At 33.2% G+C, this 18,558-nt stretch carries 17 protein-coding genes; 9 read left to right on the top strand and 8 right to left on the bottom strand.

What is annotated here, in order from left to right; all coding sequences use genetic code 11:
• Positions 1-126: 126 nt before the first annotated feature.
• The 8 genes from LS81_RS06015 to LS81_RS06045 form a co-directional block, all read right to left on the bottom strand.
• Positions 127-309, bottom strand: a complete 183-nt coding sequence (locus LS81_RS06015; RefSeq protein ID WP_034347994.1) for a hypothetical protein — start codon at positions 307-309, stop codon at positions 127-129.
• A gap of 27 nt (positions 310-336) precedes the next feature.
• A complete protein-coding gene (locus LS81_RS11265) occupies positions 337-486 on the bottom strand; it encodes a hypothetical protein (RefSeq protein WP_161976746.1) in 150 nt (49 codons plus the stop codon).
• A gap of 212 nt (positions 487-698) precedes the next feature.
• The gene (locus tag LS81_RS06020; protein ID WP_104696542.1) at positions 699-1,706 is read right to left on the bottom strand and encodes a toxin-antitoxin system YwqK family antitoxin; all 1,008 of its coding nucleotides are present in this window, start codon (positions 1,704-1,706) and stop codon (positions 699-701) included.
• Positions 1,707-2,792: 1,086 nt separating this feature from the next.
• Positions 2,793-3,827 (bottom strand): SAM-dependent methyltransferase, encoded by a 1,035-nt coding sequence (locus LS81_RS06025; RefSeq protein WP_034345185.1) that lies wholly within the window; start codon positions 3,825-3,827, stop codon positions 2,793-2,795.
• Positions 3,828-3,839: 12 nt separating this feature from the next.
• Complete coding sequence (locus LS81_RS06030; protein ID WP_034321909.1) at positions 3,840-4,427, bottom strand: HAD-IB family hydrolase; 588 nt, start codon at positions 4,425-4,427, stop codon at positions 3,840-3,842.
• Between the two features lie 153 nt (positions 4,428-4,580).
• A complete protein-coding gene (locus tag LS81_RS06035) occupies positions 4,581-5,408 on the bottom strand; it encodes a prephenate dehydrogenase (RefSeq protein ID WP_034321906.1) in 828 nt (275 codons plus the stop codon).
• Between the two features lie 267 nt (positions 5,409-5,675).
• Entirely contained in the window at positions 5,676-6,119 is a 444-nt protein-coding gene (locus tag LS81_RS06040) for a YqaA family protein (protein ID WP_034345182.1), read from the bottom strand.
• Between the two features lie 754 nt (positions 6,120-6,873).
• The gene (locus tag LS81_RS06045) at positions 6,874-7,347 is read right to left on the bottom strand and encodes an META domain-containing protein (RefSeq protein ID WP_034345180.1); all 474 of its coding nucleotides are present in this window, start codon (positions 7,345-7,347) and stop codon (positions 6,874-6,876) included.
• A gap of 292 nt (positions 7,348-7,639) precedes the next feature.
• On the opposite strand from LS81_RS06045, the gene gltX reads away from it, so the two are divergent.
• The 9 genes from gltX to LS81_RS06090 all read left to right on the top strand — a co-directional run bounded on the left by gltX (position 7,640) and on the right by LS81_RS06090 (position 18,548).
• The gene (gene gltX / locus LS81_RS06050) at positions 7,640-8,974 is read left to right on the top strand and encodes a glutamate--tRNA ligase (protein WP_034345177.1); all 1,335 of its coding nucleotides are present in this window, start codon (positions 7,640-7,642) and stop codon (positions 8,972-8,974) included.
• Position 8,975: 1 nt separating this feature from the next.
• A complete protein-coding gene (locus LS81_RS06055; protein WP_034321894.1) occupies positions 8,976-9,254 on the top strand; it encodes a YggT family protein in 279 nt (92 codons plus the stop codon).
• A gap of 24 nt (positions 9,255-9,278) precedes the next feature.
• Entirely contained in the window at positions 9,279-11,105 is a 1,827-nt protein-coding gene (locus tag LS81_RS06060) for a lytic transglycosylase domain-containing protein (RefSeq protein WP_034345175.1), read from the top strand.
• Positions 11,106-11,191: 86 nt separating this feature from the next.
• Positions 11,192-12,034 carry an NHL repeat-containing protein gene (locus tag LS81_RS06065; protein ID WP_034345173.1) on the top strand — a complete coding sequence of 281 codons (843 nt, stop codon included), beginning with the start codon at positions 11,192-11,194 and terminating at the stop codon, positions 12,032-12,034.
• 81 nt (positions 12,035-12,115) lie between these two features.
• Positions 12,116-12,571: a hypothetical protein gene (locus LS81_RS06070; protein WP_138069877.1), complete on the top strand. Its 456-nt coding sequence runs from the start codon at positions 12,116-12,118 to the stop codon at positions 12,569-12,571.
• An 82-nt stretch (positions 12,572-12,653) separates the two neighbouring features.
• Entirely contained in the window at positions 12,654-13,790 is a 1,137-nt protein-coding gene (locus LS81_RS06075) for a DUF2972 domain-containing protein (RefSeq protein ID WP_034346678.1), read from the top strand.
• Between the two features lie 379 nt (positions 13,791-14,169).
• Positions 14,170-15,021: a class I SAM-dependent methyltransferase gene (locus LS81_RS06080; protein WP_104696540.1), complete on the top strand. Its 852-nt coding sequence runs from the start codon at positions 14,170-14,172 to the stop codon at positions 15,019-15,021.
• A 58-nt stretch (positions 15,022-15,079) separates the two neighbouring features.
• On the top strand, positions 15,080-15,847 hold the full coding sequence (locus LS81_RS06085; RefSeq protein ID WP_034344352.1) for a class I SAM-dependent methyltransferase: 768 nt from the start codon (positions 15,080-15,082) through the stop codon (positions 15,845-15,847).
• 37 nt (positions 15,848-15,884) lie between these two features.
• Positions 15,885-18,548, top strand: coding sequence for a PEP-utilizing enzyme (locus LS81_RS06090; RefSeq protein WP_034344353.1), 2,664 nt, complete (start codon positions 15,885-15,887; stop codon positions 18,546-18,548).
• The last annotated feature ends 10 nt before the right edge of the window (positions 18,549-18,558 follow it).

An 18,558-nucleotide genomic window follows, 5' to 3' on the forward strand; every position in this document is an offset into this window, starting at 1 on the left:
GAAAGGCGATGATATATTAAAAGTCATTTCAAACTTTCTTAGATTTGTAGTTTTATCTCATTTGCCCAAATCTCTAAATATTGTAGCAGAGAATCCACTCAAAGTATTTAGGATATGATGGACTATTCATAACGATTTACAAAGTTTATAGTGTGGCGGGAGAGGGTGTGTTTGTAGTGCATTATTGAGTTTGTTTATATCACTTAACTTTTTTGTATCTTTAGCTATATTAATTATAAGTAAATCTAATGGAGTGTCATTGTGAGATTCTATAAAGTTGTTATTAAACTTTATTTTATATACAGGCAAATTATCTCTTTGAAATATATGTATCCTCTAATACAGTCTTAACTTTGATTTGATAAGTTTTATTGTTGCAAGTAATACTTCTTTATTTTGCTCATTAGCATTACTAAGAGCTGGAGCATTTATCTTAAAAGTATTTTCTTTAGGAGTGCAAATAATAGGAAAACCTTTATCACTCATTACTCAAGCACTACTTGTATAACCTATGATACTAGAGTTAAAAAGATTGAATTCTAGTAACAATGCGATGTGATCAGATTTAAAAATTTTGCAGGAAGCCCATTCATTGTGCTTTATTCATGTTGATATTATGATGACACATATCACACATATTCTTCTTTATTCTCCTATCGCCAATCTATCTTAACTAAATGATAATAAACCTGCCATTATCATTCAAGCACTCCATTTTCATCATACCATTTTGTAACCCCCTCTACTTTGTCATCTTTATATGGAGTTTCCCAAATAAGTTGGCCATTTTCATGATAGCCTTTCTCGACACCATCTCTTTTGTCATCTTTATATGGAGTTTCTCTTTTAAGCACTCCATTTTCATCATACAGCTTTTCAACACCATCTCTTTTGTCATCTTTATATGGAGTTTCTCTTTTAAGCACTCCATTTTCATCATACAGCTTTTCAACACCTTCTCTTTTATCACCTTTATATGGGGCCTCACTTTTAAGTCGCCCATTTTCATGATAGCCCTTCTCGACACCATTCCTTTTGTCATCTTTATATAGGGCTTCTTTTTCAAGCTGTCCACTTTTATAATACTCCTTCCACATACCTTCCATTCTATCATCGTTATAAGAGGTTTCATATTGAAGCTGTCCGCTTCTGTAGTACCACTTTTCAACACCATCTCTTTTATTATTTTTATATTGGGTTTCACCTTTAAGCTGTCCATTCTCATAATACAGCTTTTCAACACCATTTACCCCACCATCTTTATATGGAGTTTCTTTTTCAAGCTGCCCATTCCCATAATATATTTTCCAGACACCATCTCTTTTGTCATCTTTATATGGAGTTTCCCCAATAAGCTGCTTTTTTTTATAATACCATTTTGCAACACCCTCTCTTTTATTGTCTTTATATGGAGTTTCACGTCTAAGCACTCCATTTTCATCATACAGCTTTTCAACCCCCTCTACTTTGCCATCTTTATATGGGATTTCTCTTCCAAGTCGCCCATTTTCATAATAGCCTCTCTCGACACCATTCCTTTTGTTATCTTTATATGGAGTTTCTCTTTCAAGTCGCCCATTCTTATGATATTCTCTTGCTGCACAACCTCTTTGCTTATCCTCATCGCTCTTACACTCTGGTAAAGTTTGTGTGCAACCCATAAACAAAAGTGATGGTACTATTACATGCAACATTGCCTTTAACATACATATCCTTTTTTTTGTAACTTACAGAATGCTAAACCTAAAGTTTTTTAGAACTTAATCATACTTGATTGTTTTAATTATAGCTTAACTTTTTAGGGCTTATAGATTGCTTGTGTATCTGTTTTTAAATTTCATGCAATTAAATCAAGCAAATTATTAAAAGCTCATATAATCCTATCCTTATACCCGCTAAAAGCCTTAAACTTTACCTTATATATGAAGTAGAGATATGTCTATTATTTATTTCTGTGATATTTGTATTTTTTATATCTTTTATATGATTTTTCTTTTTTACTATCTTTTGTCATTTTGCCATATCTCTCATATCACATTCTATCACATAATCTCTATTTAAACTTATAAGCTTGTATAACCACACTCTAGTCTATTATCATTATCTATATCTTTAGAGTTATTACTTGTGGTGTCTTTTATGTTTATATGAGTTGCTTTATATCCACTCGTTTGTAATTTTTTCTATCACCCCTCTTTTCTTTAGTGGTTTTTACTTATCTTGTTCTTAGCTTCTATATAATCTTTTTCTCTTTTAATAGCTTTACTATAAACTTTGGAATCTTCTTTAGGTTATGTCAAAAAGTTGCGTATCAATCACTAGCACAACCCTATTTAGTTTTTATGATAGATGAGCTCTTCTTCTAAATAATTTTTTGAAATATTTTTCTTTCAATAAAATCTTTTGTGCTTCCCATATTGTCTTTAGGTATTTCATCATTACCTGCAGAGTAAAAAGCAAGTCCTGCATAAAAGAATCCTTCTTTTATTAAATAATGTGCTATTTTTTAGAGATATGGGGATTGAAATTTTTGATGTGTTGATGAATTTCTTGTGGGATTCTAGGCTATCACTTATTGAATATTTAATATTTGCATAATTGATGAAAGTAATTTTTCCGCTCTTTTATCATGAAGAATAGCTAATTACACATCGAATTTACTTGCTTGTTAATATGATCATGAAAGCTGTTTTTATATGCTTTTAATTGATGGACAACATATTATTGTCATATTAAGAAATTTAAAATACACATAAAGAGATCGTAAACTCTATTCTAAAATTACAAGAATGCTAGACATTACATACACATAATGCTTTAAAACGTTCACCCATAGCATTTGGGGTGATTAAGCCCTGCAAACTTGCTTTTTGTTTGCTAAGTTGGATTGAGTTAAAATGTGCGGAAAAACCTTCAAAGATATCAAGAATCTCGCAAAATTCAACCAAAAATTTCGACTGCGTTACATTACATAATAGCTCAATATTGTTGCTCTTAAATATCTTTGATAACAGACTGAAATCTACGTCATAGGTAATATCACTTTTTCCTATAAAGTAGGTTAGTCGATCATTTTGCCATTCCTCATATAGATTATAAACCTTATGCTGCATATACATTCTTATGTTTAATTCACGAGCAAAAAAATCTCCATAATCAAATGTAAGAAAAATCCATTTGCACGTCAAGCTAGAGAGATCTTGTATGAAAGATTCCCATATCAAAGAGATTTCAGCACTTTTTATGCTATATTTTTCTCTAAAAGCACAAATTTCATTTGCTGGCTCTTTCCATACAAATCTTTGATCATCAAAATAGAGCATTTTGTCATTATATAAAATATCACAAGGCATACTATCAAATAATTCATTTGAGATAAAAAATATATTGTTTGGCTGTAAATCCTTTAACTCTTGTATATTGTTATAGATTTGTAATTGTTTATCAAATCTCATTGCAATTCTTGTTTGAAAAGTTGCATTTTGTTGTGTATGTAACAAATCTAGCGGTTCTATCACACAAAAGTTACTTTGTGTAAAAACAACATCGCTAAATGCCTTTATAAATTCAGCGATATCTGCGATTAAATCACCATTATTACTCCCAATCTCCACAATATAAAGTGGCAAAGAAAGCCTACTTTCATCAAGCATTTTTAGAATATAGCGACTAATTGCACCGCCAAAAAATTTCGATACACTCACGGAGGTGTAAAAATCTCCTGATTTTCCTACATGATTTTGTGTGTAATAACCATCTTTGGGATTATAAAGCCAATCTTGCATAACTTCTCTAAATGGTATACATGTTTGATTGGAGATACGCATTTTTATCCTTATTTAATGAAACACACGAAAGAATGCAAGGCTTGGACTTGCTAGAGATAGCATTTCTTTGTCTCCTTTTGTATCGCCATAGACATAAATTCTTTCATATTGCGTAAGGTCATATTGTTCTTTGATGCGTCTCTCTTTTTCTGGTCCATAGCAATTTGGTTGTAAAAAATTACCTGTCAACCTTCCTTCTTTCACCTCCATAGTGGTGCCAAGCAAATTAATATTCCAGTGCTGACATAATGGACGCAAATATTCCTCAAAACTAGCAGATACAAGCACGATAACATGATTATTCTCTTTATGCCAACGCATTTTTTGCAATGCGGAATCTTTGCAAAAAGATTCTAAAATTTCTGTGAATTTGGCACAATAATTATTAAGCACTTCTTGGTCCATTCCCTTGAAACATGATTTAAGCACATTTTCTTTAGCTCTACTATTATCTATGAGGCCGAGTTTGTAGCCCACCAATGTCGGTAGATTCTCTAACATTTTTATATAGAATCTTTTTCCTAACACAAAGCGCAAAAACAACCTAAAAGAATCTCCTCGTGTTATAGTGCCATCAAAGTCAAAAAATGCTATATCCAAAATTATCCTTTATTGTAAAACTTATTTGTAAAACAAGAAATCTTGTGAAAGTAGTATAACCAAAATTATTTTTATAAGATTAACTTGTCCTTTTTGGTTTGATTGAGTGGAGTTAATTTTTCCTTTTTTAAATCATGAATGATAGAGTGTTGATTACAAAAAGTTATGCAATTCATTTGCTTTTTTCATCCATAATATAAGTTTATCCCATTCTTCTTTTGTTACATATTCTTTTGCTTCAACAAAATGCTTTTCAAAGTCTGTAAGTGAATGCAATAGATGTTCTTTGTTATGTTTAAAAATATCTTTCCAAGTGACTGGAGAACTATTTGCGAGACGTGACATGCTACGGAATCCACCACCAATCAAGGCAAGAATGTTTTCTGGTTTTTCTTGTGCTAACACCGTGTTTGCAAGTGCAAAACTCAAAATATGTGGTAAATGTGAGATATAGGCGATATGCTTATCGTGATCTGCAGAATCCATTTTAATAATTTGCATACCAAGATTGACAAAAATCTCTTTTGCAAAGGCAATCTGAAAAGCACCGCTTTTATCTATATCTGTAAGTATTAGAATTTTATTTTTAAAAAGATCTTTTTGTGCTGCCTTGGGACCACTATGCTCCGTGCCACTCATAGGGTGTGCACCAACATAATTTTTACGCACATTAGAATCAATAAGCTTATGTATTGCATGTTTTGTGCTACCCAGATCAATAATTGTTTGTGTTGGAGTAAGTTCTCTAAAATCATTTACCATTGGTGCTACAAAGTCAAGCGGTACTGCAATAAAAATAACATCGCATTGTGAAATCTCATCTTTACTTGCACATTCATCAACAAGTCCTAAAGATAAAGCTTGTTGTTCATGTAAGGCATTATTATCATGTCCTAGAATGCGTTTAAACATCTTTGTCTCACGCAGAGCCAACCCTAATGATCCACCAATTAGTCCCAAACCAATAATGCCTGCTTGCATATCCTTCCTTACTTAAGATTTAAAAATACAAAAGATATTTTGCCATATTTTCTAGATAATTACGTTTATTTTTTATAACAACATAGGTACAAAATAGTATTATAATTATAACTTCAGTTTTTGAGCTATATTGGTTTTTCTAGTTTATTGTGCTAGAGTTTTCATAGGCATGAATCTTTATAACAACTTTATTTTATGTATGAAATAACTTATATGAATTTAGAATTTAATCTATGTAACCACTTCAAATTATGTCCTGCATGTTGCTTATGTAATACCCCACCTCATATAAAGATATATTAAGAGCGTATAACGACTTATTTTTCCAAGAGCTATAAAAAGCCATGTTGCCATCTGGTTATATCTATATAAACCAAGCAATAAAACTAAAACATCTCCAATAAATGGTAAAAATGCAAAAAATGCGTAAAAACAGCCATATTTTTGCACATAGGGTCGATAAGATTCTATCTTTTTGTAAGCTTTTGGGAAGAACTTACGCACCGCTGAATCTCCTCCAAAATATGCGAGATAATAGGTGCTTAAGCTACCAAGTATATTACCAATACTAGCGACAATCAACACAAGGTATGGATTGAAGTCAAATGCGATAAAGCCAATCACAAAAGCTTCAGATCCAAGTGGCCAAAGAGAACTTGATATAAAACAAACAAGAAATAGTCCAAACAAACCATAATTATAAAAATTCATACATGCCCTTACTCTAAGCCCTTTGGCTTTTCATTCTTATTTTTAAACTTCTGTAGCTTTGTGATTGTATTGCAAGAGATAATTTTTATAAAATGACGTTGTAATGCAATTGCAAAAAAATGTCAAAAAGAGTGCAGTAAAACATCACTCTATTCTTATATTATCTAAAAAATAATTATAACCCAAATAAATATAAGCCTAGTAATGTAGCCTTGCGATTAATGTCTTACATGTAGTTCAAAGCTTATTGCAAAGAGAATTGTTGCAAATGCTCTTTATCTGTTTTAGCAGGATGAGATTCTAAACAATATGAGTTTGTATCATAATTTGATACAAAGACGTTAAGGTTTAGAATCTACGAGATATTATATATAATACACCTTTCTTTCTCTGCCCCCCCATTTTCATGTTAAGAACTAAGTAAAATGCGTTAGGAATACAATGACCACACTGATTATACTAAGGTATACAACTAAAAATCTATTCTATATTGTCACCAACTTTATTTAAAGCATATCCCAATAAGATGTTGTGGCAAAGAGATATGTAATAAAAGAGATATGTAATAGATGATGATATAGGCAGCAACCTTATATAGCGTAAAGAAAACTTGCAAAATATCTTGCAAAATCCATTGGAATATAACATGCCTAAGTTTAAACAATAGCTTTTGCTTTGCTAAAAGCTATAAGCATGCTCACAGGATTCAGTATGTATTGAATCCTTCAAGGCCAACTTAATCTAGGGTTATGCCTTATTTTACAAGATAAATTTTGACATTATCACGCACAAGCGTAATACCCTCAAAATTCTTTTCGATCATAAATGTACCATTTAATAAACGTAAAAAAGAGTCTTCAAAACGCATAACCTCTTCTGGTTGGCACATTCTTCTAGTGCTTGCGCCTTCACTGATGATGATTTGTTGTTTATTTGTGGAAAAAGTGTAGGGTGACATAAAGTTATTGCATCCAGAAACACCTGATATCTGATTATTATTGATTTGTAAGGTTACGTCTCCTGCCTGCTCTGGTACACGAGTGAAAGCACCATCTATCTCAATAAGACTTACACGCCAATTTCCCAAAATATTTACTGCCATATTTCCTTGTTGCCCTATACTTTGTGTCCTCATTTGCATTGTATCTCCATGTGCCAATAATGCTACAGGCATACTCAAGCCTGCTAGTAATACTATTTTTGCCATTGGCTTTATTCTTGTTTTCATGTAGTCTCCTTGCATTGCAGTCTGCTTGGCTGCATAAAATAAAGCTATGATTATAGCAAAAAACTACGTGTTTGTTTGGTTTGGCTGAAAATAATTCTTAAGTATAGTTTCAACTCTTAACCTCTATGGTATATCTAATGTGTGTTGCTTTTTATCATATTGCAAAAACATATAAAACTTGATATGCATTTCAAACTTTATGTTCTACAATTTTATTCCATTTATTTAACTTTATAAAATCAAGATACAATGCGTTTCACTATCAAAGAAATATATTTGAACAAGGAAAAGTATGCTTCGTTTCGCCCCATCGCCAACTGGTGATATGCATATTGGTAATTTACGTGCCGCTATTTTTAACTACATTATGGCAAAAAAGCTAAAGCAGCCTTTCATTATTAGGATTGAAGATACAGATTTAGAGCGTAATATAGCAGGAAAAGACAAGGAGATTTTATCACTTTTGCAGACATTTGGTTTGGAGTTTTCATCTGTAATCTATCAAAGTGATAATTTTCCATTACATCGTGATATGGCTTTAAAGTTAATAAAAGAGAATAAGGCATTTTATTGCTATTGCTCTAAAGAGTTTTTGGAGGAAAAAAGAGAAGAGGCTAGGGCACAAAAGATTGCATTTAGATATAAAGATGAGTGGGCTGAACTTGAAAAAGGACAAAAAAGCACAAGCCCAATTATAAGATTGAGGGCGAATGAAGCGGTTAGTTTTGTAGATTCGATAAAGGGTGAGATTTCATTTAATTCCAATGAGATTGATAGCTTTGTGATTATGAGAAATGAGATTCCAACTTATAACTTTGCGTGCAGTATTGATGATAAAGAGATGAGCTATATTATAAGAGGTGAAGATCATATTAGCAATACACCAAAGCAAATACTTATTAAAAGGGCACTAGGTTTTGGCGAAAATGTGAGATATGCACATTTGCCTATCATTCTTAATGAAGAACACAAAAAAATGTCTAAAAGAGATAAAGCCTCAAGTGTGCAATGGCTTCTATCTCAAGGTTTAGAGGCAAGGGCTATTGCAAACTATCTTATCTTGCTGGGCAATACAAAGCTAGAAAGTCAGATTGGTGAACGCTTTAGCTTAGAATCTTGTATAGAGCATTTTTGTCTTGAAAAAGTTGCAAGTAATCCTGCACAATTTGATTATAAAAAGATAGTGCAAATTAGTAGAGATATTATGCGAGAGAAGGATATCACCAGTTTTTATCCACTCTTTACGCATTTAGAGTCTATGAGATTAGAGTCTCCGCAAAGTTTTGATGGATTGATTGCTCTCTATGCAAATGAGGTAAGTACCCAGATAGCATTAAGGGAACACATAGATTCTGTATTTTTGCCAATAGAGAACAAGCGAGAGCTACTTTTAGAGTTTCATAATGAGTTTGACAACATTGTCTCAATATTGCAAAACAATATCGATAAGGTTTTAAGCTATGATTATAATGAGCTGAAAGATTTCATAATAGAGCAGAGCGGATACAAGGGTAAATCTCTGTTTAAACCTTTAAGAATGATTTTGAGTGGACAGGAGCATGGTGTTGAGCTTGATAAACTTTATCAGGTTGTAAAGCCATTTATAAGCTATATTGTAAGGAAGTAATATGGGATTAGTATTAAATGCGATTGGGAACATATTTTCATGGGTTATTACATTGTATTGTTGGGTGATTTTTATCAGTGCGATATTACATCTTGCACGTGCTGATCCACATAGCCAACTCATGGATATTTTGAATCGATTAACATATCCAGCCTACTTATTTATAAAGCGGTTTGTTAAGACAGAGTTTAATGGTTTAGAATTTGCACCTTTGATAATCATTCTCGTCTTGCAGTTTATTAATTTGACGCTTGTTAGATTTTTGCTTGCCTTCCATTAGTTTTTTAAAAAATAAAGGGTTTTTATGCGGTATTTCTCTCTCTTTTTTTTTACACTTTCCATAAGTTATGCTGATAGTATTATCGACTTTGGCAAACAGGAAACAAAGGCTTATAAGGTATATCAAGCAAGTTATGTGGCAGATAATAATACACGGGTAAACAATGAAATAACACAGGCTGCCACGCAAACAAAAACGCAAATAATAGCTCATTCTAGCACACCAACGCATAAGGGTGGCCATCTCAAAGGTCAAGAGTTTTTTAACTACTATATTAAGGGTAAGCCAAAAGGTATTGTGCGTGATTTTTATATTTGGCAATATTTAGATGAAAATAAGCTTAATGCAACACAGATTAATGAAGCATATCAGCTCCTAAGCGCAAAGAATCCATATTTGCGTAGAACATTAAAAAGTCTTGGCAAGACAGAAAAAATGCCACGGGATATTGCATGTCAAAATATGCAAATACAAGCTGCACTAAAGGAAGATAATGCATGTCTTGCAATCTCTACTCGTGCTCATTTAGCTGCTTTTAAAACATTAGGGCAAAAGGAGAGAGATGCAGTTATTTCACGTCTTAGCAAGACATATCCAGACACCACAAGAGCTATTAAGATTCTAGCCACACCACAACGCACAAGTAGCCTTTTTGGTGATAATGCAATAGTGTTTAGTATGGTATATCATGCATTGAGTGCTGAGGAAAAGAGTGTAATAAAAAGTAAGAATCCAAATCATGATTTAAACCGATTGAGTGCTTATAAATCACAAGGTTTTTATTCTATTTTAAACTCTATCGCGTTGGACTCCAATATAACAAACCCAAAGAAAATGCTTTTAGAAAGCGATATAGCTGAAGCTCCACATAACACACTTTTTCTACTTGGTATCAATGAATTGAGGTTTGGTTCAAAAGACAAGGCTATGACATATTTTAAACGTGCAAAACAAAAATCCAATACAGCTTTTTTCGTTGATAGAGCAGTGTTTTGGCAGTATCTTGTCAGCAAAGATAAGCGCTATTTAGAAGCATTATTGCAAAGTAAGCACGCAAATATCTTTAGTATCTATGCTGCACAAAAATTAGGTAAGCAACCAAAGTATGCCATTATCACAAAACTCCCAACTCTTGCATTTGACAACCCGCCATTTGACCTTAAAGATCCTTATGTGTGGCAAAATATCACAAATACCATGCTGCATACCAATGATCCTATGAAACTTGCAAAAGTGATTCCATATTTCTCATATAAAGATACTATGCCCCAACTCGCTTACCTAATGCAAAAAATTGATAATTATACAACAAATTATTATATTACGCCTTATGAGGGTTTGGTGGAATGGAATTCAAAGGAAGAGCAAAGTCTTGTATTTTCGATTGCAAGGCAAGAGAGTCATTTTATTCCAACGCTTATTTCACGATCTTTTGCCTTAGGTATTATGCAAATTATGCCTGCCAATGTGCAGCCATTTGCAAAAGAAATGGGACGCACTGATATAGGATATAACGATTTGTTTGATCCAAAGACTTCACTAGAAATGGGTAGGCATTTTATAAAGCAATTGCAAAGAGAATACAAACATCCGCTATTTGTTGCTTATGCGTATAATGGTGGTCCAGGATTTTTACGCAGGACATTAAAGAAAAATGAGTTATTTTTAAAAAATAGAGAATATGAGCCATGGCTTAGTATGGAACTTATTCCGCTTGAAGAGACAAGGTATTATGGCATGCGCGTGTTAGCAAACTTTATCATTTATGAAAAGATTTTTGGCAAAGAATTGAATCTTGAGAAGTTGCTATCTGAAACTCTGCTATACGAGAATGCAGGTGTTACAAGATAAAGTCATATTATGTCAAAAAATTTGCAATTTGTGTAATTCATTTTTTTTGATTATAATGTAGTATCTATTCGATACAAAGGTTTTTTATGAAAAGAATATATGCGTTTTTCTGCTTGTGCTGTCTGCTGTTGCAAGCACAAGGTAACCGCGTCGTAAATATTGATGGTTTTGCTATGCCACAAGCTGTTGCTATGACAAATCTTAGTGTATTTGTGAGCAATATGGGAAACAATCCCGATTTAACGAAAAGTGGTAGTGGTTTTATCAGTAAGCTTGATCGATCTGGAAGGATTATTGACCCGCAGTTCATAGCAAATCTCAACGCTCCAAAAAGCATGGCAATACTTGATAATATCCTTTATGTTGTAGATATGAATATGCTCAAGGGGTTTAACCTTGCAACAAAAAAGCAGATATTAAATCTCCCAATCAGTGGTGCTAATATGCTTAATGATATTGCAATTAAAGATTCTAATTCTCTACTCGTTGCTGACGGCGACACAGGGTTAATTTTGCTTGTGGATCTTAGGAAGAAAAGTTATTATACTTTTGTTGCAATAGATAGTGCATTAGGCACATTACAAAATATAGCATTAGATAAAAAGTTTCTTTATGTAAGTACCTTTGATTCCATGCAAAAAAAGGGACGTATTTTGCGTATAGAGCTTGAAAGCAAAGAAGTAAAAATTATCCATGAGTTTGCCGAAAAAATATGCGGTCTTGCATTGACTGCTCATGGTAGCATGATTGTAGCTAATCAGGGCGATAACAATGAAACTAAGCTATATAAAGTCTCCACTCATGCTAAAGTTTATGCGATTGATATTGATGAAGATTTGCAAGCTCCAGCAAAGTTATTATTTGATAATCAGGCTTTATGGATTCCAAATACATTGGATAATAGGATTCAAAAGATCACGCCTGAATAGTAGTTGTTTGACTTGTTTTGTGTAATATGTTTTATAGTTGTATGATATAATAAATAATTAGGAAATTATTTAGGGGTTTATATGGGATTAAGACAATCTAAGAAAATAGAATTTATAAAAAAGATGGGTATTTTTGCGTTTTTGTGGTATATGATACGCAATAGTTTTATTATTAACACAATTTTGCAACATTACCCAAAACTTGCTTTAAATAAGACCCAATATAAAACCTTTAAACTAGCATATGTGCATTTTGGAGAAAACTATAAAAACATTATTGCTACCAGCCCTTTATTCTTTATGAAGAATCTCAAAAAACATATTGAATGGCTAGAATCCGACGTATTTAAAAATCAGTATGGTAAGATTGAAAATTTCAAGAATCTAAGTAAAAATATAATGGGTGCTACTAATGTTTCTATGCAAAATAGCAATAAATCTGATAATATAGTTGCTTCCCCCCCCCCCCCCCCCTATTTGTATCAATGTATATTCTCACAATTCAGTCAAATATTCCACGCATCTAACTCAAAATAATACCGAACTAGATGCTATAATAAATCCATACCCGCCATTACTTAATCCAACAACAATAGATTACCAGGAAATTGGAGCAAAGATGGCTTGGGAGCTAAATCTACCGCTTCCCACCAATTATAAGTTTGTGTGGGTGAGTAATGGTGGTAGTGGCAGCGAAGCCTTTATGTCATTTTTAGGGCATTGTGGAGTGAACTTTGAAGCGTTTTGGCACCGTGAAAAAGAAAAATATATGCTTGATTTTAATATGCTATTATCAAAACCACAGGGCTATAATATCTTATGCATCCATAATAGATACATCGAACATTCAAAGTATATTCACTTAATACAAAAACGCGATTTTATTTATATTGCAGGTGATGTGATAAGCAGACTGAAAGTGGGGTTAAATCACTTGGATAATAATAAGATGGATGCAATAACATCTTTTATAAAGAATCTGACCTTGGATACGCCACTAAAAGAGTTATTTCCAAGACTTCAATATTATTATAAAGATTCTACCGGTTTACCAAATGTAAAGCAGCTAAGCACACATATTCTCCATGCATATACTGGATTTTATGAATTCTTTTCATATGCAACACCCTATATAAACAATCTCTATATCCTTAGCACTAATGATTTGAGTGCAGAAAATGCTTTTAAAACATTTCAAAGATTATATGAGATTTTTCTCTTTCCTAAGTCACCAAGTGATAAAAAACTCTTTATTCAACGAGCAAATATGTTTCGTGGTGGCCTATATGTTCTACCGATTTACTTAAGAATAGGACTCGCAGATATTCAAATCACAATAGCTATTATGCCCTATCGTCTTTCACTAAATTTACCTTTTCGAGAATCTAAAATCAATATTTCTCAGAAACTGTTTTCTAAAAGAATTATTATAGATTCCATGGAAATAGTTTTTATGATTAATAGGGATGAATTTGCAAAGTTAATTCAAGAACGTGATACTTTTTTAAGAGTAAAATCGTATATTACAGAATATATAAGCATGTTGGAAAAAAGTGTAGAAGATAATAAAAGCGAACTCATAAATGAAACTGACATTTTATTGCATTTAAAAGGAAATAAAACTCATAGAGAACATCTACAAAAATTAATGAAAGCAGAAGCAGAGTATTTTAAAACTTATTGCAATGAGATTTTTTCTTCATGGAAATACTACCAAGAGTTTGAGAAGATGTGCATGGAGGAGGGTGATATGTAATAGTATTTGATGTGAGATACCAAGATACTAATGGTTGTATAAGGCTATTGCTTTGGAGTAACAATAGGCTCTGTTCTGTTGTATGTATTTTTAGGATTAGACATGCTCCAAAGCCATTGCTGATGTAGATGGCATGTTCGAAGGTTAATGGTTAGCCTTCAGTAAGGTTTTAAAGATTTGATATGGTGTCCATCATTGTGGCTGTAAGTCTTAGTGTGTGATTGTTAGATCTAGGTTATTGCATTCTTTGTTGGCTTAATAAGCTTTGAGTTTATTAACGTGAGTCATAAGAGTATGAGTTGTAATAAAAATCTAAGTTAAGTATAGTTTAGATTCTAGAGTGTTGCCTTTAGGTAGATTAATTGAGAAAAGGATAGTAATGAGACAAGGTGATTTTACAGAAGTGGCAAAGCATTACCATAATCGTCCCGCATATAGCGTAATGCTTTTAGACAAGCTTATAAAATGTATTAATGATGCAAATAAACCTTTGGATGAATTAAGAGTTGTAGAGGTTGGTGCTGGTACAGGCAAACTTACAAAGATTTTGGCTGATGATTTTGGTATAAAAGTAAGGGCGGTTGAACCAAATGATTCTATGAGAGAAGAAGGACAAAATTACACAAAAGATTCCAATATTACTTGGTGTAAAGGTAGTGGTGAAGATACAGGTATAGAATCGAAGAGTGCTGATTGGGTAATTATGGCGAGTTCATTTCACTGGACTGATCCAAAGAAGTCTTTACCAGAGTTTGCCAGAATCTTAGATGGCAACGATTGTTATAATACAGTGCAGAGTGCTAAAATGGGGGGGGGGGGCAAACCTCATCCAAATGCTCTCACGCAAGGCAAGGCTGCTTATTTCACAGCAATATGGAATCCACGTCATATAGTAGAAGGTTCGATATTCTATGACATTGAAACAGAAATTAAGAATATTGTACCAGAGCTTACTCGTGTGAGTAGCGGAACGCAAAATGTGAAGAAATGGGAAGAAATCCTTGTTTCAACAGGGCATTTCAAAGATTGCTTTTTTATGGAATGTGACCACTTAGAAATAATGAGTAAAGAAAGGTATTTAGGTGCATGGCATTCTGTAAATGATATTCAAGCACAAGCAGGGCAAAAAAGATGGAAACAGATTCTAAGCATGATTGAATCTAAGATTGCAGATTTAGATGAAATTGCAATACCTTATAAAATTCGTGCATGGAGTGTATGTAAAGCATAAATTGCTTATTATCCTTATTTTGTCTTGCTATGTGCACAGACACGTAAGGATAATAATAATGGAAAAAATAGTAGAACAAATATGGGATTACACAAAACATGCAAAATTTTATAGCTATAGACCAAACTATGCACCAAAGAGTATTGACATGCTTGTTTCTCTAGTGAAAGGAGATAAAGTAAGTGCGAAGGTTGCAGACATTGGTGCTGGCAGTGGTAACTTGAGTATCATGCTTTTAGAAAGGGGACTAGAGGTTGTTGCTGTTGAGCCAAACGATGCAATGCGTGAGATTGGGATAGAACGAACACAAGGTAAAAAGATTGCATGGGTGCGTGCAACAGGTATAGATTCTACTTTACAGAGTGAGGCGTTTGACTATGTAACTTTTGGAAGTAGTTTTAACGTTATGGATAGAAACTTCGCTATGCAAGAAGCACACCGACTTTTAAAGCCAAATTGCTATTTTTCATGTATGTGGAATCATAGGGATTTGGCTTGTCCTATACAAGAGAAGGCAGAAAGCGTGATCATGCAGTTTGTTCCAAATTATGATAGAGGGCTAAGGAGACAAGATCAAAGAGAGATTATTGAATCTAGGAAAGATTTGTTTGACAATATTATCTACCTAGAGGAAGATTTTTATTTTCATCAAAGTATAGAGAATTATATCAATGCATGGAAGAGTGTAAAAAACCCATATTGGGATTTGGAAACAAACGAGGGTAATACCCTGTTTGACAATATCAGCAAGGCTATGCGTGAGGTATTGCCAAGTGAGTTTAGTATAAAATATACAACGAGATGTTGGAGTGCTAGAAAAGTGTAAATTGTACGACATGCTCAAGTCAGTTGAAGGAAGAAATATGCAAAAATTAGAATTTCAAAGTAAGGCAAAGAATCTTTATATGCTTCAAGATAAATTAGAGCACGCAGAGGTTTTACCGCTTTTAATACTTACCAAGAAGCAAATAAAGGGTGATATGCAAAAGGCTTTAGATTTGATAGATTCTTTTTGCAAGGATAAGCGTATACAAAAGCTTATTGTCCGTAGTTCTTCAATGAATGAAGATTCTAAGCATACTTCCAATGCTGGTGCATTTCTTAGTATAGCCAATATTACTGCAAAACATAAAGAGGCTGTCATTAAAGCATTGCAACAAGTGGCAGATTCTATGCCAAACGATCATGATGAAATCCTGATTCAACCATACTTGCAACATATTATTTTGTGCGGTGTTGGGTTTAGTGTGGATAAAGATAATTTTAGCCCATATTATTGTATAGAGTGTGATGTTAGTGGTTCAAGTAGTGGCATTACTGATGGTACTAGCAAGGATAGAATTAGCTATTTTCAATATAGGGATACACCTACTTCTACGCAAAAGTCTATGTATTTGGACATAGACACAAAAGCTATGAAACAAAATATGGAAAATCTAAAACTTGGTACTCATGCAAATTTGATGCAAGATCTAGATTGCAATAAACACGCCTTGAATCCATTAACCCACCCAAACATGAAGCAAAGTATAGCCTCTGATCTCAACCCAGATGAATGTGGAGCAAATGCAGGTCATCAAGCCTTACACTCCAATCATTCCTGTGCTAATCAAGATGAGATTGCTAATATAGATCCTAATAACAAGAGATTTAAACAGGTCATTGCTTTAATGCAAGAGTTAGAATCCATATTGCAGTATAAGTTTATTGACATTGAATTTGCCTTTGCAAAGCCATTCCTAGATGACATTCAAACGTGTAAGTCAGATTCTACAAATCAAAATATAGAGACGAAAGACAATCAAGAAAAGCTTTATTTATTGCAAGTGCGACCCTTAGTAAAACCAAGCATCAATCTCTTTAACGCATTGCCACAAGATGCTCTAAGCAGATTGCAAAAACGACTTACAAGCTTTCTTAAGAAAACACCAAATGTATTGGGCGATAGAGCAATTTTTGGTGTTATGCCTGATTGGAATCCTGCAGAAATTATTGGATTGCGTCCCAAGAGATTAGCTCTTAGTCTTTATAAAGAAATTGTAACTGATAATATTTGGGCATATCAAAGAGACAATTATGGCTACAAAGCATTGCATTCTCATCCACTTATGCATTCTTTTTTAGGTATCCCATATATTGACGTGAGAGCCTCTTTTAATTCTTTTATACCAAAAGAGTTGGATTCTAAAATCGCTACAAAACTAGCTAATTATTACCTACAAAAATTAGATTCTAATCCGCACTTTCATGATAAAGTAGAATTTGAGATAGTCTTTTCTTGCTATGATTTTAATACCCCAGATAGTCTTTTAGTGCTCCTTAAACATGGTTTTAATAGTAATGAGATTAAAAGAATTGAATTTGCACTTTTGGAGCTTACAAATCAAATCATCAACACAAAAAATGGGTACTACGCAAAGGATTTGGAAAAAATTGCAAAACTGCAGGACTCTTTTAGTAAGATTAAGAATTCAGATTATTCTTTAATTGACAAGATATATTGGAGTTTACAAGAGTGTAAAAGACTTGGAACATTGCCATTTGCAGGTATTGCAAGAGCTGGTTTTGTAGCGGTTTTAATGCTTAATTCTTTGGTTAGTATTGGCTTTTTAAGTGAGAAAGAGAAAAATGCTTTTTTACATACATTAAACACTATAAGTAAGCAGCTTGCAGAAAGCAGCATGAATCTCAACATCGAAAACAAAGCTGCATTTTTGGAAAAATTTGGACATTTACGTGCAGGAAGTTATGATATTTTAAGTCCACGTTATGATGAAGATTTTGAGCGATATTTTAGTCTTGATAAGAAACATGAGGTGCAAAGCCATATGCAATTTTGTTTAAGTGAAGAGAGACTTAATAGGTTGGATAGAATCTTAAAGGAACATGGATTGAAAATAGATTCAAGTGAGTTTTTTAAGTTTCTTAAAATTGCTATTGAGGGACGTGAATACGCAAAGTTTGAGTTTAGTAAGCTTTTATCTTACGCACTCGTATTGATTAGTGAGTTGGGAGAACATTATGATATTTCAAAAGAAGATATGGCATATCTTGATATACATGATATCTTGTCGCTTTATGCAAGTCTTTATTCAAAAAGTCCAAAGCAAAAGCTTTTAGATTCCATAGCTCGCCACAAAGAAGAGTATAAGCTTACATTAGCGATTAAACTTCCGCCCTTAATTACTGCAAAAGAACAGATCTTTGCCTTTCAAACGCAACAGGTTATGCCAAACTTTATTACACAAAAATCGATTACTGCATTAAAAGCTTTACACACAGATTCGGATTTGGAAGGTAAGATAGTTTTAATTTATGCAGCAGACCCAGGATTTGATTATCTTTTTACAAAGAATATCGCAGGATTTATTACTTGCTATGGTGGGGCAAACTCTCATATGGCAATTAGGGCTTCAGAGCAAAATATGCCAGCAGTTATTGGAGTGGGCGAAGAGCAATATCAAAAATATTGTAAGGCTGAAAGAATCATGATTGATTGCCAGAGTGAACAAATCATTTGTTTATAAGGGCGATATG

It is taken from the genome of Helicobacter trogontum, from assembly GCF_000765905.2.
Lineage (GTDB): Bacteria > Campylobacterota > Campylobacteria > Campylobacterales > Helicobacteraceae > Helicobacter_A > Helicobacter_A trogontum.

Excerpts from the sequence above, each read along its gene's own strand:
- LS81_RS11265 (WP_161976746.1), bottom strand. The coding sequence starts at position 486 with ATGAGTGATAAAGGTTTTCCTATTATTTGCACTCCTAAAGAAAATACT.
- LS81_RS06020 (WP_104696542.1), bottom strand. The coding sequence starts at position 1,706 with ATGTTAAAGGCAATGTTGCATGTAATAGTACCATCACTTTTGTTTATG.
- LS81_RS06025 (WP_034345185.1), bottom strand. The coding sequence starts at position 3,827 with ATGCGTATCTCCAATCAAACATGTATACCATTTAGAGAAGTTATGCAA.
- LS81_RS06035 (WP_034321906.1), bottom strand. The coding sequence starts at position 5,408 with ATGCAAGCAGGCATTATTGGTTTGGGACTAATTGGTGGATCATTAGGG.
- LS81_RS06040 (WP_034345182.1), bottom strand. The coding sequence starts at position 6,119 with ATGAATTTTTATAATTATGGTTTGTTTGGACTATTTCTTGTTTGTTTT.
- LS81_RS06045 (WP_034345180.1), bottom strand. The coding sequence starts at position 7,347 with ATGAAAACAAGAATAAAGCCAATGGCAAAAATAGTATTACTAGCAGGC.
- gltX (WP_034345177.1), top strand. The coding sequence starts at position 7,640 with ATGCTTCGTTTCGCCCCATCGCCAACTGGTGATATGCATATTGGTAAT.
- LS81_RS06055 (WP_034321894.1), top strand. The coding sequence starts at position 8,976 with ATGGGATTAGTATTAAATGCGATTGGGAACATATTTTCATGGGTTATT.
- LS81_RS06060 (WP_034345175.1), top strand. The coding sequence starts at position 9,279 with ATGCGGTATTTCTCTCTCTTTTTTTTTACACTTTCCATAAGTTATGCT.
- LS81_RS06065 (WP_034345173.1), top strand. The coding sequence starts at position 11,192 with ATGAAAAGAATATATGCGTTTTTCTGCTTGTGCTGTCTGCTGTTGCAA.
- LS81_RS06070 (WP_138069877.1), top strand. The coding sequence starts at position 12,116 with ATGGGATTAAGACAATCTAAGAAAATAGAATTTATAAAAAAGATGGGT.
- LS81_RS06075 (WP_034346678.1), top strand. The coding sequence starts at position 12,654 with ATGGCTTGGGAGCTAAATCTACCGCTTCCCACCAATTATAAGTTTGTG.
- LS81_RS06080 (WP_104696540.1), top strand. The coding sequence starts at position 14,170 with ATGAGACAAGGTGATTTTACAGAAGTGGCAAAGCATTACCATAATCGT.
- LS81_RS06085 (WP_034344352.1), top strand. The coding sequence starts at position 15,080 with ATGGAAAAAATAGTAGAACAAATATGGGATTACACAAAACATGCAAAA.
- LS81_RS06090 (WP_034344353.1), top strand. The coding sequence starts at position 15,885 with ATGCAAAAATTAGAATTTCAAAGTAAGGCAAAGAATCTTTATATGCTT.